Source organism: Nonomuraea maheshkhaliensis, assembly GCF_039529435.1.
Lineage (GTDB): Bacteria > Actinomycetota > Actinomycetes > Streptosporangiales > Streptosporangiaceae > Nonomuraea > Nonomuraea maheshkhaliensis.
In genome coordinates this window covers 1-14,035 of record NZ_BAAAMU010000196.1, presented here as the reverse complement: position 1 = coordinate 14,035, position 14,035 = coordinate 1, and the positions used below count along the sequence as shown (strand labels likewise).

Genomic DNA, 14,035 nt, shown 5'->3' with positions numbered 1-14,035 from the left:
CGATGCGGCCGAAGACGAGGAGCTCGATGAGGGAGTTGCCGCCCAGGCGGTTGGCGCCGTGCAGGCCGCTGGCCGCCTCCCCGATCGCGTACAGGCCGTCGACGCCCGTGCCGTGGTCCTCAGGGCGTACCCAGACGCCGCCCATCGAGTAGTGCGCGGTCGGCGCGACCTCGATCGGCTTCTTGGTGATGTCGAGCATCTGCAGTTCCAGGAGCGTCTGGTAGACGCGAGGCAGCCGCGTCATGATCGTCTCGCGCGGCAGATGCGACACGTCCAGCCACACGCCGCCGTCCGGGGTGCCGCGACCTTCCTTGATCTCTGTGTATGCGGCCAGCGCGACCCGATCGCGCGTGGACAACTCCATCCGCTCCGAGTCATACCGCGACATGAACCGCTCGCCGAGCCGGTTGCGCAGGATCCCGCCCTCGCCCCGTGCCGCCTCGGAGACGAGCGTGCCCGCCGCGTTCTCCGGCGCGATGAGACCAGAGGGGTGGAACTGCACCAGCTCGGGGTCGCGGACGCGGCAGCCGGCCAGGACGGCCAGGCGGAAGGAGTCGCCGGTGTTCTCATCGCGCCGGGAGGAGGTGCGCCGCCAGACCCGGGTGTGGCCGCCCGCGGCCAGGATCACCGCATCGGCATGGATGACGTAGCGGCTGCCGTCGGTCAGGTCGAACCCGTACGCGCCGAAGACCGCGTTGTCGCGCACGAGAATCCGCGTGATGTACACCGTGTCGAGGACGCGGACGTCGAGCTGGGCCGCCCGGTTGATCAGCGTGCGCTGGATCTCGAGTCCGGTGTAGTCCCCCGCGTACGAGGTGCGCCGGAAGGTGTGGGCGCCGAAGAAGCGCTGGGAGATCCGCCCGTCCTGCTCGCGTGCGAACGGCATGCCGTACCGCACGAGGTCCTCGATGCCACGCGCGGCCCCCTCGGTGACGATGCGCACCGTCTCGGGGTTGGCCAGCAGGTAACTCTCCTTGAGAGTGTCGGCCGCGTGCTGCTGCCAGGTGTCCTCGGGGTCCATCGTGGCGAGGGCCGCGTTGATGCCGCCTGCCGCGAGCGAGGTGTGTGCGTCCGCCTTCGGCCGTTTGCCGACCGTGAGGATATCCACCCCGCGCTCGGCGAGTTCGATGGCCGCCCGCAGTCCGGCCCCTCCGGTCCCGATGACCAGGACGGACGTGGCGATTCTGTTCTCTGATGCGTACATGATGCTCCTTCAGCTACGTGCCGCCCGGATGGCGACGGCGACCAGCGCGACGCAAGCGGCCGCGATCAGCGCGACCACGGCGGCCACCCCGATCCACGGCGCTGCGAGCGGCGACAACGCGACGGCGCCGACGCACCCTGCCACGGCAGTGCGGGGAATGACGGAGTCCGAGCCGACCAGCGCGTGCACCGCCCGGAGCAGGATGAGATACACCCCGACCGGGATGGCGACCGCGTAGCCGATCGCGATCGGCGATGCCGCCACAGGACGCCCGCTCTGCTCCACCGCCAGCTCCAGGACGACCAGGCAGGCGAAGAACAGCAACTGGAGTGACGCTGGCATGAGGCCCGCCTCCACGAGAGCGAGCCTGAGCAACCAGCCCAACTCGACCAGACCTATGCCCGCGGCGTGGCGGAGCCCCGTACGGCGGCTCGCCGGGTCTTCGAACGCGGCCCTCAGCCATTGGGCGACAAGCCCGATCCTCATGATGAGGTAGCCCAGGGTGATGATCCCGTAGTCGGAGTGGCCGACCGCGGCGGGCACGCCGGCGGCGAGGACCAGCACCCCCGCCATCTGCACCATGGTCAGCAGCCGGTAGGGAACGTCGTCGGTGTCGTAGGACGAGGCGAACCAGGTGAAGTTCATCCACGCCCACCAGATGGCGAAGAACACCTGGAGGAACGGGACCAGCCCCGGTCAGGCCATGACCTTCAGCGATGGCGTGCGCGAACTGCGCCGTGATGGCCGCGACCGCGACCACGAAGGTGAGATCGAAGAGGAGCTCGTGCTGGCTCGACGCGCGATGCGCCTCGTCGACGGGCCGTGAGCTCATCCTGACCCGGATCCGGATGGTGGTCCTGGTTGAGGGCACGCTCACGCTCCTGTCGCTCTTGCGGCGTCCGGTTCGCCAAGAAAGACCGGACGGCGTCGCGATCTGTGACAGCTCGTCGCGGTGGTTGTCGCAAGCCAGGAGGCCGCTCCCCCTCTCCCCGTCACCGGACCGCTCGAACTGCCGCAGCGCCTCTGCGTACGCCTTCCTGGCCTCCTCTACCCGTCCCACACGCCACAAGACGAGGCCGAGCCTGGCCTGGGTGCGGCCCAGCGCCAGGCCGATCGGGTGCGCGCGCAGTGCTTGCATCGCCTGCTGGTAGGCCTCGATCGCCTCCTCCCAGCGCTCAAGCTCGGCGTAGGCGGCGCCGAGATGGTCCAAGGCGGTCCTCGATCCTGGCCAGGAAGCTCTGCTCGATCCTGCCGGGCAGCGTGTCGGCGTCAAGGACGCGGTACCCGCCCGCCATCCGGGTCACCGCCAGATCACGCGGCAGCTCCAGCAGGGCCAGCGGGTTTCCCCTGGTCTCGGCCACGAACCGGTCGCGGACGTGTTGATCGATCTGGACGTGTGTCACCGAGGTGAGCAGGACGTGCGCGTCTTCCGCCGTCAGGCCGGTGACCTCGAGCTCCGGCAGTCCGAGCAGTCCTGGGTCAGACAGCAGGCTCAGTACGGCCAGCGCGACCAGGAAGCGTTCGGGCGGCGCTTGGCGAAAGCCAGTTCCGTCTCTGACTCGACGCCGCATTTTGCACCAGTTGCACGCCTTCGAATACACCCAAGGCACGCGCCAGGCCAAGTGGTACGGTCTGCGTCTCACCAGCTGAGCCGGTAGATCATCGTCGCGGATGCCGTCCACGAGCTCGGATACGACACCATCGGGACTGAGGCGGTGTTCCATGTCCGGCCGGGCGTGCGGACGGCACGAGATCGGTGCGGGGCCATGTGCCGCCCCGTGTGGCTTGTGGCGGGTTGACATAGCTGGTTCCCCGCGACGCGCCTCGCCACGACGCCGCCATTTCGCGGCAGCTGTCACAAGCCTGGAGGCTGTCCGGTCTTAGCTGGCGACCGGGGGCAACCAGGCGGCTCGGCGGACGAAAGGGATCCCGATGAAGATCGGCGCCGCCGCACTCGCACTCCTGGTGGTGCCGTGAGCCGTTATCAAGACGGCGACAACCGCGAGGACTCCCGGTCCGTTTTCACGGTCACCATGCTGTGTGACCCCGGCAAGCCGATGCTCGTCCTGGTGGACGACGAAGAGCTCGCTCAATACAAGTACCGCCGCGCTCCTCGCCCGTCCTGAGCGCGCCGAGCTATTGCGGCATGACGAACCCGGTGAACCCCTCCGGAAAGGAAGCACATGAGCAACACGTTGAATGGACTGGTCGTCCTCGTCACTGGAGCGTCGTCGGGCATTGGCGAGGCCACTGCGCTGGCCCTCTCAGCGGAAGGGGCACGTGTCGCGGTCGGGGCCCGGCGCGCCGACCGGTTGGAGTCGCTGGCGCGCAAGGCGCCCGGTGAGGTGCTGGCCCTCGAACTGGACGTGACCGACCAAGAGTCGGTGCGGGCCGCGGTCGCAGCGACCGTTGAGCGCTTCGGCGCCCTGGACGTCCTGGTGAACAACGCCGGGGTGATGCTCAACGGCCCGATCGTGGGTGCGGACATCACGCAATGGACCCGCATGGTCGAGACCAACCTGCTCGGCTCGATGTACATGGTCCATGCGGGTCTACCCCACCTGTTGGAGCGCAGGGGCACGATTGTGCAGGTCTCCTCGACCTCGGGCCGGATCGCGTCGGCCTACGCCGGTGTCTATGCCGCGACGAAGTTCGGCATCACCGCCTTCTCCGAGTCGCTACGGCAGGAGGTCACCACCCGGGGTGTGCGTGTCGTGGTCATCGAGCCCGGCTTCGTCGCCACCGAGCTGACCGACCACAACACGGACCCCACGATGCGGGCCGCCGCACAGAACATGGCCGCCTCCATGCGCACCCTGCAGCCCGAGGACATCGCCAACGCCGTCGTGTACGCGGTCACCCAGCCGGAGCACGTCGCGGTCAACGAGATCCTCGTCCGCCCGACCGACCAGATCCAATAGGGGAGTGACACCAGCCCTCGCAAGGGTGACCTTCGCCACGCCGGACGTGCCATTGGTCGCAGGACCGAACGCGGCGGCCGTGACACACCGTCACGAGGAAGGCATCGGCATCCCCGTGTCACCTCCTCGCGCAGGGCCGATCTGGGCGCTCAGGTCAGAGACGTCATCGATGGCTCGACCGCCTTCTCGTCGCTCCGTTGCTGCGACGTCGACACCTGGCCTGAGGGCGCCACCCCGGCGGAAGCGGGCGCGTCGATGCCTGGCGACAGGCTGCTACCGCGAGCCCAGTACCGCTGCACCCGCGCGATCACCATTGACGCGACGCCGGAGCAGGCGCGGCCATGACCGGTCCTGGCCGGGTGTGGGCGAGCCGGCTGGTACGCCGACGACCTTCTGGATGACTTCGGGGATCCGCAAACGGGCCGTAGCCCGACGCTGATCGGACCTGGCGGGCGACGTCGGCGGCGAGCAGTTGTTCCAGTCCGGCGAGGTCGCCGGACTGCGCGGCGACGAACGTCCGTACGAGACGCGAGTGCGCGGTGGTGCTCGCCTGGTGGCGTCTCTCGGTGGCAAGGTGGTCGCGGGCGCGTCGCAGGAGTTGCCGCGCATGGTCTTCGCTCAGGTGGAGGATCCCGGAGATCTGGCGGTACGGGTAGTCGAAGGCTATGCGTAGGAGATAGACCGCTCGTTCGGCGGGGGTCAGTCTCTCCAGCAGCAGCCCGATCGCGGTGTCGACCGCCTCGCGTCGTTCGGCTGCCGTCTCGGGGCCGACAGAAAGGTCTGTTGTCTCGGCGGGGGCCGACGGAGGTCTCGCGGCGCCTGCGGGCGGACTGAGCGATATTGATGGCGAGCCTCGTGGTGATCAGCGCGAGAAACGCGGGCGGGCTGATGACGACCGCCCGGTCGGAGCGGGCCCAACGCAGCAACGTCTCCTGCACCACGTCCTCGGCCTCGCGCACGTCCTGCAGGACGCGCAGACCGATCGCGAAAAGCCGGGGCGCGTCGCTGACGAGCGCCGAGGCGTCTCCGTCCCGTCGGCGAGGCCGAAGCCGTATCCGCCGAACAGCCCCACGCAGCCGCGGACGTAGCAGGCCCCGTACTCGGCCCGATGAACGTCCCAGGTCGGATACGCGGCGGCGGCCAGCGTGGCCACCCAGGGGAGCAGGGGCAATCGGGACGAATGATCTCCATTTTTCGCCACACCCTGGGGGGCTTTCCGCGGCGCGGGAGCATGATCACAACGAGCAGTCCCGCTCCCGGTGCTCGTCGAGTGCGCGGAGCACGTCGGCGCAGGCCTGCGCGAAGCCGGCCAGCCGCTCGGGCCCCAGCACGTCGACGAACAGGGCGTGAACCATCTCGGTATGCTCGGGGACGGCCTTGTTGATCGCCGCGTAGCCCTTGTCGGTGAGCCGCACGTCGGGATAGCGGCGGTCGTTGGAGTCCACTCGCTCGACCAGCCCGCGTTGCGCCATCCGGGTGAGCTGGTGGGACAGGCGGCTCTTCTCCCACTGGGTGGCGGCGGCCACCTCCGCGACGGGCATCTCCCGCCGCTCCGACTCCGTGAGCCGGACCAGGACCTCGAAGTCGGCCGCGGACAGGTCGCACTCGCGCTGCAGGTGCTGCTGCAGGTGCGAGCCAAGGTGCTTGGCCATTTCGATGTACGTGCGCCACATCCGGTCGGCCTCGCCGAGTTCCTGCTCCCATCCCATGACGCCCCACTCTACCGGTTGCTTGACGTATCAACCTGGCACTGTATGGTGGCCGGGTTGATACATCAACCTGAACACGTGAGGGGTTTGTCTCTGTGAGCGAGCAGCAGATCATCGCAGTAGTGGGCGCGACCGGAGCGCAAGGGGGCGGGCTGGTCCGCGCGATCCTCGACGACCCCAGTGGGCGGTTCGCCGCGCGGGCCCTGACCCGGGACCCGGGTTCGGCGCGAGCCAGGGAGCTGGCCGCGCTCGGGGCCGAGGTCGTCGGGGCCGATCTCAACGACGAGGGCAGCCTGCGCAAGGCGTTCGACGGCGCCCACGGCGCCTTCGTGGTGACCAACTTCTGGGAGCCTCGCACGCCCGAGGAGGAGCGGGCGCGGCCCGCGACCACCAAGGAGCAGGAGCAGGCCGGCAACGCGGCGCGGGCGGGACAAGAAGCCGGCGTACGGCATTTCGTGTGGTCCACGCTGTCCGACACCCGCGGCTACTTCCGGCCGGGCGACGGGACGCCGAGCTTCGAGGGCTCGTACAAGGTGCCGCACGCCGACGGCAAGGCCGAGGCCGACCGGTTCTTCCTGGAGTCGGGCGTGCCCACCACCTTCATGCAGGCGAACGTCTACTACGAGGCGTTCCGGGACATGTTCGCGCCCCGGCGTGACGAGACGGGCGCGCTGGTGCTGCCGCTCGGGTTCGGCGAGGCGCGGGTAGCCGCGCATGCCGCGGAGGACGTCGGCAGGACCGCGCTGGGGATCTTCCGCCGCGGGATCGGGATGGCCGGCAGGCGGGTGAGCGTCGCCGGGTCCGTGCTCACCGGCGCGCAGTACGCCGCCGCGCTGAGCCAGGCGCTCGGCGAGCCCGTCACCTACCAGGCGGTCAGCCCCGACATGATCCGGGCCGCGGGGTTCCCGGGCGCGGGCGAGGTCGGCAACATGCTCCAGTACCTGATCGCGGCCGCCCCGGACATCGCCGAGCTCATCGACTTCGAGCTGCTGCGCGAGCTCAACCCGAAGCTGCAGTCGTTCGACACGTGGCTGGCCGCCCACCGCGACACCATCCCACGCTGACCGGCACCCGTCCCCTTCCCGCGCGTGGTCACCCCCGGGTAACGCTGCGGAGCCGTGTCACAAGATCGGGAGCTGCCCTGTCAACAGGGACGAACCGGCGGCCGCACCCCAAGCGCACGGCGGCCACGCCTCAGAAGGGACGAGATGAACAAGCTCGCCCTACTTCCCGGCACGGCGAACGCCACCCCGAGCAGCGGCGTCAGCGCCACGGTCCTCTTCCAGAGGACAATGGGTGACCAGGACTGCATCCTGCGCGAGATCACGGTCGAGCCGGGCGGCAGCACCGGCCGGCACTGCCACGACGGCACCCTCTACGGCGTCATCCGTAAAGGAACGCTCAGCCACTTCGACACCACCTGCAAGGCCGACGGCGGGTACAAGGCCGGGCAGACCATCGTCGAGCCCAGCGGCTCCGACCACGTCCACATCGGCCAGAACCGGCGCGACAGGCCCGTCGTCATGGAAGTGCTGTACATGATGCCCCACGGCGCGCCGCTCTCGGTGGACGCGCCAGGGCCGGAACCGCGCTGGCCAGCGGTGGGGCAAGACCAGCACGATGAAGCATCGGCGCTGCTGGGAGCGGCTGCTCATCGACAGCGGTCGGGCCGACTGCGGTGGGGGTTCGCTGATGGTGCGCTCACCGTGTCCGGTGACGGTGGCCCCTGGACGGCCGCGGTCGCCGGGCCGACGGCCTTCGCCCACGCGTTCGATGCCAGTCCGTGCCGGCGTACGCGCGGGTTGTCACAGATGCGGGAGGCTCCCGGTTGGACCGCCCCGGCGAAGTTGGAGGTTGCTTCGCCGGGGCGGTCCATTTCCCGCCTCACCGCTAGCGGTCGACCTCGACGGGCTCGTCGCTCAAGTTGTTGACGACGATCCGTGCCACGTGACCACGTAGCCGTGCCAGGTGGCGCCGCCCGTCTGAGCGAAGACGATTATTTCACCGGTCGCGGCTTCGTACGCGATTCTTCTTCTCTCATTGACGTTCAGTGACCGGTGAAGCATGGCCTCGGCATTCGTCGACTCTCCGGCCGAACCGGTGCCCTTCTTGACGAAGCCGGTCTCATCGGCGATCAGGACGCCGTCGGGGCCGAGCCGGTCGACCACGAAATCACGGAGGTCATCGCGGACCGCGTCGGCGTCCCAGCGGGCGGTGCGCAGCAGCGCCCGCTGGGACGCCGACGCAGCGGGCGGTGCGCAGCAGCCACTGCAGGGGCTGCGGGCCGAGTAGCCCGGCGTGTTCGGCCAGGTTCCAGCAGTTCTTGCGGTCGAGGTCGGCCAGCAGCCCGCGCACGTACGCCATGGCAGTGCGGCGTGGTTCGACGCAGCCGAAGTGGCCGGCGATCCGGGCCATCAGCTCGTTGAAGATGACCATCCAGCCGTCAGGGCCTACTCCGTGGCTCGCGGCCACCGCACGATCTTTCGTTGTCATCACAAACTCCGAATGATCACGCGGTGGCCGTCGCCATGTGACCCGACACCACAATCGCGAACTGTCACTGGAGTACTAGTCATGGGCTACCGGAACCGTCAGCGCCTGGTGAGTCACCACCGTATCCCGGCCGAGGTGCCCGGCCCGGCGGCCGGGCACCGGCCGTCGGGTCACTTGACGATGATCTGATGGGTGGCCTGGGCCGGTCCGGTCCCGCCGTCCCCCGCATAGCTCGCGAGGTAGCTGTACCTGCCGGCGTTGGCGGGCGTGTCGGTGAACGTGTACGTGCCGTCGGCGTTCACCCTCACCGGCGGGAGCTTGACGACCTTACCGCTGGTGCCCTTGACGTACAGGGTGCGCTGCACGGTGAGCGTGGACCCCGGAGAGGGCGGCCTGCCGCCCGCCGTCAGGACGCCGCTCAGCTCCACGGCCGTGCCGGCGACGCCGGACTGCGGCCCTGTCAGGGTGAGCGTGGCTTCGCGCTTGACCGTCACGGTGACGGAGGCGCTGCTGCGGCGGTGGCCGTCGTCGCCGTCCCAGAACACCCAGTAGATCACCTCACCGATGTACGGCGGCAGCTCGAAGACGGGCGTGGCCTGGAAGGTGAACGTGCCGTCCTGCCGCGTCGTCACGCCGGTGATCGGCAGTTTTGTCCAGCCGGGCAGGTACTGGATCACCGTGAGCGGCTTGAGCCCGAGCGCCTCGCCGCCGGCGCGGGTGAGCCGCCCCTCGACGGTGATCGGCGAGCCAGCGTACGCGTCCGTGGGGGCCGTCACCGTGAGCTTGGTGGCCGGTAGCGCGACGCCCGTCACCCGCCACAACAGCAGCCGGTCCGTGGAGCTGCGCAGCAGCGCGAAGACGTCCGTGCCGGAGAACGCGACGCCGTCCGGGAGCAGTTCGGCATCCGGCTGGTCGGCCGCGAACAGCTCCGCGCCCGTAGCGGCGTCGTAGAGCGTGAGGTCGGTGCTGCCCCACTGGCGTCCGGCCGCGACGTACGCGCCGTCCGAGCCGAGCGCCACGGCGGACGGGTACCCGTCCCAGCCGTCGCCGTAGGTGCCGGTCGCCGCCAGGGTCCTGGTGTCGTACCTGGTGAAGTGACCGGGGGTGTCAGCCGCGGAGAACAGGGTGCCGCCATCGGCGGTCAGGGTGAGGTCGCGCAGGTAGTCCATGCGCCACTCCTCGCCGTCGATCATGCCGCGCAGCTCCGGGGTGTCGCCGCCGACGTCGTAGACCAGCATGTCGGCGTGGTGCAGGGCGGTCTGACCGACCACGAGCGTGTCGCCGGCGGCCGCGAGCACGGGAGGCCGCAGGTGCTCGCCCCCGACCGCCACCGGCGCCAGGGCGCTCGCGCTCAGATCCAGGCCGACGACGCCGCCAGGGCCGTTGTCGCACCCGTGCCCCACCCACAGCCGCTCGCCCAGCAGTGCCAGGGTGGACGGGCACGGGTGGGCCGACAGGTCGATCCGCCGGGTGACGGAGAGACTCGCGGTGTCGATCTCGGCCACCTCGTTCGAGCCGGTGAGGGCCGCGTACAGGCGGGTGTCGTCCGCGTTCATGGCAAGCTCGCTGACGCCGGACAGGCCGGTGACGACGCCGCCGGTGAGGTTTCCGTCAGTGTCGGCCACGATGATCCGGTCGCCGGCGGGAACGAACACTCGGCCGCCACCGACGGCCAGGTCGGCGGTGTAGGAGTCGGTGACCCCGAGGTCGGTGGTGGTGTCGGCCTCCGAGGCGGCGGGGGCCGTGACGGTGAGCAGGCCGGTGATCAGGCCGGTGGCGCCGCAGTAAGCGGCTAATCGGCGAACCAGGGATGGGGGCACGAGAGCCTCCTGCCGGACGGGAACATTTGTTCTAATAACGTCTCACAGGTGCTCCCGCGTCAAGATCAACCGGTCGCGCGACACCAAACCGTGATCAGGCACCCTCCGGCGTTCGAGACCGGAACGATTGTCGGTCCTCGCTGACCTGCCGGGCTCCTCGCCGGGGTGTGGCCCGGCCCCTGGTGACGGGCCTGCCTGCGGCACCTGGTGGTCCGCGTGGAGGGGCGGGCCGAGCTGCTGGAGGAGGTGGCCGAGGACGGGCGGGTGAGCGTCAGGACGGCGTCCCGTACGAGTCGCAGCCCGGCGCACCCCCTCCTGCTGGACGACCCGGGGCCGTGGCGGCGACTGCCGGCCGCCGGTCGGCCGGGCCGGCCGGTCGCCAGGGCTCAGGCCCCGGCGACCGGACCGCCGTCCTTCTGCTGCCCTCCCTCGGGCCCTCTCCCGTCCCTGCGTCAGCCGGGCTCCCGCCCCCGGTGGTCAGCTGATCCAGACCGAGGCGTACACGCCGTCCTCGACGTTCACCTGCACCGGGCGCAGGCCGCGTGCCACCAGGCTGTCGAACCTGCGCTGGTAGGCGGAGGCGGAGGTGTCGATGTAGTGGTACCAGGGCCGGACACCGTCCTTGCGGTACACCGCGGCGAACCGTGTCCCTCCCGGGCCCACCGCGACCGCCGCCGGGCGGTATCCCTCGGCGGTGCGCTCGTCGAAGAACCTTTTGTGCCCGGCGGCCGACTTTCCGTACGAGTAGTACCACCCGCCTTCCTGGCTCTGCCGCCAGACCGCGACGTACCGGGGATTCGACGGCGTCCCGTACACATCAATCGAGACCGGTACGTACCCGTCCGCGTGGGCCTTCCGGTTGTGAGCGGCGAACTCGGCCCCGGTGAGCCCCATGCGGGAGAAGAACCGTTCGGAGCGCTTCTCCCACAGCGCGGCGAACGTCGCACGGCCGGCTGAACCCGTCGCGGACACCGATATCGGCTGATATCCCTGCGCGAGGTACTCGTCGAACCGCGCTTTGAACCCCGCTTCTGACAACCCGCTCCGAGAGATCCAGGCCCCACCCCCGCCCTTGACCCAGACAGCCGCATACCTCGGCCCTTCCGAGACGCTCACCGTGATCGGCCGGTAACCCCGGCCGCGCAGGCTCTCGAAATGGGCCTGGTGCGCGCTCTGGCTCGCGCCGGAGTACGCGCGGAAGGCCACCCCCGTCGCGGCGTGCGCCGGCGCCGCGACGCCGCACCATCCCATGGCGACCGCGACCGCCGCCGCGAACATCGTCTTCACTCATGCCTCCTCAGATGGCCGACTTGTTCAGCAAGGCTCATCCTTGTCACGCTTTGATTGATCACCACCGGTCAGCTATCTGATCAACGAGGCAGGGCGAATGGGCAGGCCAGAACGGAAACTCGATCCCGAGGGCGGGTTGATCGAACGCCTCGCGCACGACTTACGCCAGCTGCGCGTCGCGGCGGGACAACCGACGTACCGGACCATGGGCTCGCGGGTCGGCTGCTCGCCGAGCAGGCTCTCAGAAGCCGCGAAGGGGCTCCGCCTGCCCAGCCTGTCGGCGACCCTCGATTACGTAAGCGCCTGTGGCGTGACGGACACCACCGCGTGGGAGCGGCGCTGGCACGACATCAACGCCCAGGTACAGCAGCATGCCCAGGCCACCGGCGAACCCGCGCGCACCGAGCCGGAAGCGGCGGACGCGGCGGACGAAGCCCGTGGCCAGGAGCGCCGGCCACGCGCTCTGTGGAAGGTCGCGGCGGTCGCCGGTACGGCGCTGGCACTCCTCGCGGCCAACGCGGCGTTCATCTGGGCCTCGGGCGATGCCGTGCCGGACGTACCCACGCGGTGCCGCTCACCGCACGCGACGGAGCGCGTGCCGATATCGATGCAACCGTGTGTCGCGGTGACCGACGGCGCCGTGGTCGCATCCCTCGACCTGCGCGCGGTCCGCGCGGTCGACGGCGCGGTTGCCTATGTCTGGTTGCACAACGCCAAATCCCGCGCGCCGCTGGCGAAAACCCTCCGTACGTGCGAGCTTGGTGCGCTGGCAGCAGGCCAGGCGCGCGCATGCGGACCGTTCTCGCACGAAGTGCCGCCCGGACGCTACACCACCGCGGTCGCGGTGGAGCTCGGCCCGCGCCAGAGCGAACCGCCGCTGTGGCGCCGCGGCGCCACAGGAACGCAGAGCCAACAGATCGACACCACGCCCTGAACCACCGATGAGCGCCGTCACGTCCTTCTCGCAGCAGTTCCAGAAGGAACTGATCGCCCGCTTCCCTGCTAGGTTCACCGCGTTGCGGCAGGCGCGGGAGCGGCTGCTGCACAACGCCGAGCAGCTCGCCGTCCAGCGTCGTTCGGAGCGGTCATGACGCGGAACGTGCGCATCCCGCCGGCGGACGGCGGTTCGCCGGTGGTGGTGGTGCTGCCGGAGGGAGCCGCGCCCGCGTCAGGATGGCCCGGCCTCGTGGTCGTCCACGAGGTCTACGGCGTCGAACCGGACATGCTGGAGGTGGCGGAGCTGTTCGGCGAGCACGGATACGCGGCGGGCTGTGCTCCTACGCAAATGCGCTGATCAAAGCGGATTAACCGGTGCGCTGGGCGGAGTGTTCGCCCGGCTGGGCGGATCGCCGGTGTGGGACCGGGGCGTAGTGCTGTACAGCTCGCGGTGGCCATCACCCTCGGGGCGACCAGCATGCGGCAGATCGCCCTGCTGACCCACCATGAGCCGCTGTTCGGCACGCCATCCCCGGACTCCACCATCCGACGGACGCTGGAACCGATCGGGACCGATGAACTGCTCCAGCGCAGACTCTCCCGGGCACGAGCCCCCATCCGACGGCACGTCTGGGACCTGATCGCCGGCACCCAGACCGGGTTTCCCTGGCTGAGCGTGGCCGGCAAGGTACTGACCGGCTGGATCGTGATCGACCTGGACGCCACGCTGATCACCGCGCACTCCAACATGCAGGGTGCCTCGGCCACGTTCAAGAAGGGCTGAGGCTTTCACCCCTGGCCGCCTGGTGCGCCAACACCCACGAATCACTGGCGATGCTGCTGCGCACCGGATCGGCCGGGTCCAACACCGCCTGCGACCACGTGCGCAGTTCGTGAATCGCCTGCACGAGTTGGGGAAGGGGGAAGCAGGTTCCTGCCTGGCTGCAGGAAGTCGACGCGGTGGATGTGAACGTTTCCGCAAGAATCCCCACGGAGGCCATCACCCAATATGCGAGTCCGGTGAAGATCGGCTGGGCTTCTCTTCACGCAGTTCGTCTCACGGATTTGGACGGCGCATACGAGAAGCACAACCTTGCGACCGTGGTCGAATCTCTCAGCGATTGACGAGAGGACGCCCACAGCCCTCACCCACGCCGAGAGTTCCTCGAACTCGCACCTGGGGAAGTACCGTCCGAGACCGCTTCTCCAATTATCTTGCACCCTCTCCTCCAAGCCGCTGGCGCAGCGATCGCAGGCGGGGTGACAGGCAACGCCGCCTACGACCTAGTCAAGAAACTGATCGGAATCTAAGAGCAGCGAGTCCGATTGGCGTGGACGGGATCCTCGACAAGCTCCATTCTCTCGACACAGAAGCACTTTGCCATGCAACCAATCATTCGTACAAAATTCACCGCCACAGCCCTGAGCGTGGAGAAGGCGGCGACGGCGATGGTCGCTGTCGCCGATTCTCCGGCCTCGAACCACTCGGCCGCTTGCAGCCGTAGACGCTCGCGCCGCTCCTGTTCTGCGGGCGTGTGCCCACCTCTTTGCGCGGGCCGAGCGCGCTATCCCGTCACGACGTGAAGTCAGTACACGTACAACCTATGTACGTGCTTCGCGAGGCACGTAGGCGAAGGTGGGACCGGCGCCGCCGGGCAGCGC

The 14,035-nt window shown here is 69.4% G+C and carries 16 protein-coding genes and 2 pseudogenes; 9 read left to right on the top strand and 9 right to left on the bottom strand.

Going from position 1 to position 14,035, the window contains the following annotated elements; all coding sequences use genetic code 11:
* Both ABFX54_RS53595 and ABFX54_RS53590 read right to left on the bottom strand, forming a co-directional pair.
* On the bottom strand, positions 1-1,204 hold a 1,204-nt coding region (locus ABFX54_RS53595), incomplete at its 3' end, for an L-aspartate oxidase (RefSeq protein WP_346115047.1).
* Between the two features lie 9 nt (positions 1,205-1,213).
* The gene (locus ABFX54_RS53590; RefSeq protein ID WP_346115046.1) at positions 1,214-1,849 is read right to left on the bottom strand and encodes a low temperature requirement protein A; all 636 of its coding nucleotides are present in this window, start codon (positions 1,847-1,849) and stop codon (positions 1,214-1,216) included.
* Between ABFX54_RS53590 and ABFX54_RS53585 the strand changes: the two genes are divergently transcribed.
* Positions 1,839-2,030, top strand: a complete 192-nt coding sequence (locus ABFX54_RS53585; RefSeq protein WP_346115045.1) for a hypothetical protein — start codon at positions 1,839-1,841, stop codon at positions 2,028-2,030. The genes ABFX54_RS53590 and ABFX54_RS53585 overlap by 11 nt on opposite strands.
* A 349-nt stretch (positions 2,031-2,379) precedes the next feature.
* Here the strand turns inward: ABFX54_RS53585 and ABFX54_RS53580 are convergent, their stop codons facing one another.
* Positions 2,380-2,775: a hypothetical protein gene (locus ABFX54_RS53580; protein ID WP_346115044.1), complete on the bottom strand. Its 396-nt coding sequence runs from the start codon at positions 2,773-2,775 to the stop codon at positions 2,380-2,382.
* A gap of 402 nt (positions 2,776-3,177) precedes the next feature.
* Between ABFX54_RS53580 and ABFX54_RS53575 the strand changes: the two genes are divergently transcribed.
* Together ABFX54_RS53575 and ABFX54_RS53570 are read left to right on the top strand one after the other, a co-directional pair.
* The gene (locus tag ABFX54_RS53575) at positions 3,178-3,330 is read left to right on the top strand and encodes a hypothetical protein (RefSeq protein WP_346115043.1); all 153 of its coding nucleotides are present in this window, start codon (positions 3,178-3,180) and stop codon (positions 3,328-3,330) included.
* Between the two features lie 57 nt (positions 3,331-3,387).
* Positions 3,388-4,125, top strand: a complete 738-nt coding sequence (locus ABFX54_RS53570) for an SDR family NAD(P)-dependent oxidoreductase (protein WP_346115042.1) — start codon at positions 3,388-3,390, stop codon at positions 4,123-4,125.
* A 307-nt stretch (positions 4,126-4,432) separates the two neighbouring features.
* Here the strand turns inward: ABFX54_RS53570 and ABFX54_RS57350 are convergent, their stop codons facing one another.
* From ABFX54_RS57350 to ABFX54_RS53565, 3 genes and pseudogenes are all read right to left on the bottom strand, one after another.
* Positions 4,433-4,792: a sigma-70 family RNA polymerase sigma factor family protein gene (locus ABFX54_RS57350; protein ID WP_428834665.1), complete on the bottom strand. Its 360-nt coding sequence runs from the start codon at positions 4,790-4,792 to the stop codon at positions 4,433-4,435.
* Between the two features lie 211 nt (positions 4,793-5,003).
* Positions 5,004-5,066 (bottom strand): annotated as a pseudogene (locus ABFX54_RS57345) (hypothetical protein); the annotation flags it as partial.
* A gap of 294 nt (positions 5,067-5,360) precedes the next feature.
* Entirely contained in the window at positions 5,361-5,834 is a 474-nt protein-coding gene (locus ABFX54_RS53565; RefSeq protein ID WP_319711957.1) for a MarR family winged helix-turn-helix transcriptional regulator, read from the bottom strand.
* A gap of 95 nt (positions 5,835-5,929) precedes the next feature.
* Here ABFX54_RS53565 and ABFX54_RS53560 point away from each other — a divergent pair, with 95 nt between their 5' ends.
* Both ABFX54_RS53560 and ABFX54_RS53555 read left to right on the top strand, forming a co-directional pair.
* On the top strand, positions 5,930-6,898 hold the full coding sequence (locus ABFX54_RS53560; protein WP_346115041.1) for an NmrA/HSCARG family protein: 969 nt from the start codon (positions 5,930-5,932) through the stop codon (positions 6,896-6,898).
* 144 nt (positions 6,899-7,042) lie between these two features.
* Positions 7,043-7,765 (top strand): cupin domain-containing protein, encoded by a 723-nt coding sequence (locus tag ABFX54_RS53555; protein WP_346115040.1) that lies wholly within the window; start codon positions 7,043-7,045, stop codon positions 7,763-7,765.
* 138 nt (positions 7,766-7,903) lie between these two features.
* Here ABFX54_RS53555 and ABFX54_RS53550 read toward each other — a convergent pair.
* The 3 genes and pseudogenes from ABFX54_RS53550 to ABFX54_RS53540 form a co-directional block, all read right to left on the bottom strand.
* Positions 7,904-8,249, bottom strand: a pseudogene (locus tag ABFX54_RS53550) (transposase); the annotation flags it as partial.
* Positions 8,250-8,497: 248 nt separating this feature from the next.
* Positions 8,498-10,147 carry a hypothetical protein gene (locus ABFX54_RS53545; RefSeq protein WP_346115039.1) on the bottom strand — a complete coding sequence of 550 codons (1,650 nt, stop codon included), beginning with the start codon at positions 10,145-10,147 and terminating at the stop codon, positions 8,498-8,500.
* Positions 10,148-10,624: 477 nt separating this feature from the next.
* Positions 10,625-11,425: a hypothetical protein gene (locus tag ABFX54_RS53540; protein ID WP_346115048.1), complete on the bottom strand. Its 801-nt coding sequence runs from the start codon at positions 11,423-11,425 to the stop codon at positions 10,625-10,627.
* Between the two features lie 109 nt (positions 11,426-11,534).
* On the opposite strand from ABFX54_RS53540, the gene ABFX54_RS53535 reads away from it, so the two are divergent.
* The 4 genes from ABFX54_RS53535 (at position 11,535) to ABFX54_RS53520 (ending at position 13,157) form a co-directional block, all read left to right on the top strand.
* Positions 11,535-12,371, top strand: a complete 837-nt coding sequence (locus ABFX54_RS53535) for a helix-turn-helix domain-containing protein (protein ID WP_346115038.1) — start codon at positions 11,535-11,537, stop codon at positions 12,369-12,371.
* Positions 12,372-12,378: 7 nt separating this feature from the next.
* On the top strand, positions 12,379-12,528 hold the full coding sequence (locus ABFX54_RS53530; protein ID WP_346115037.1) for a hypothetical protein: 150 nt from the start codon (positions 12,379-12,381) through the stop codon (positions 12,526-12,528).
* Positions 12,525-12,731 (top strand): dienelactone hydrolase family protein, encoded by a 207-nt coding sequence (locus ABFX54_RS53525; protein WP_346115036.1) that lies wholly within the window; start codon positions 12,525-12,527, stop codon positions 12,729-12,731. Before ABFX54_RS53530 ends, ABFX54_RS53525 begins: the two co-directional genes overlap by 4 nt.
* A 93-nt stretch (positions 12,732-12,824) precedes the next feature.
* Positions 12,825-13,157 carry a hypothetical protein gene (locus ABFX54_RS53520; RefSeq protein WP_346115035.1) on the top strand — a complete coding sequence of 111 codons (333 nt, stop codon included), beginning with the start codon at positions 12,825-12,827 and terminating at the stop codon, positions 13,155-13,157.
* Positions 13,158-14,035: the final 878 nt, after the last annotated feature.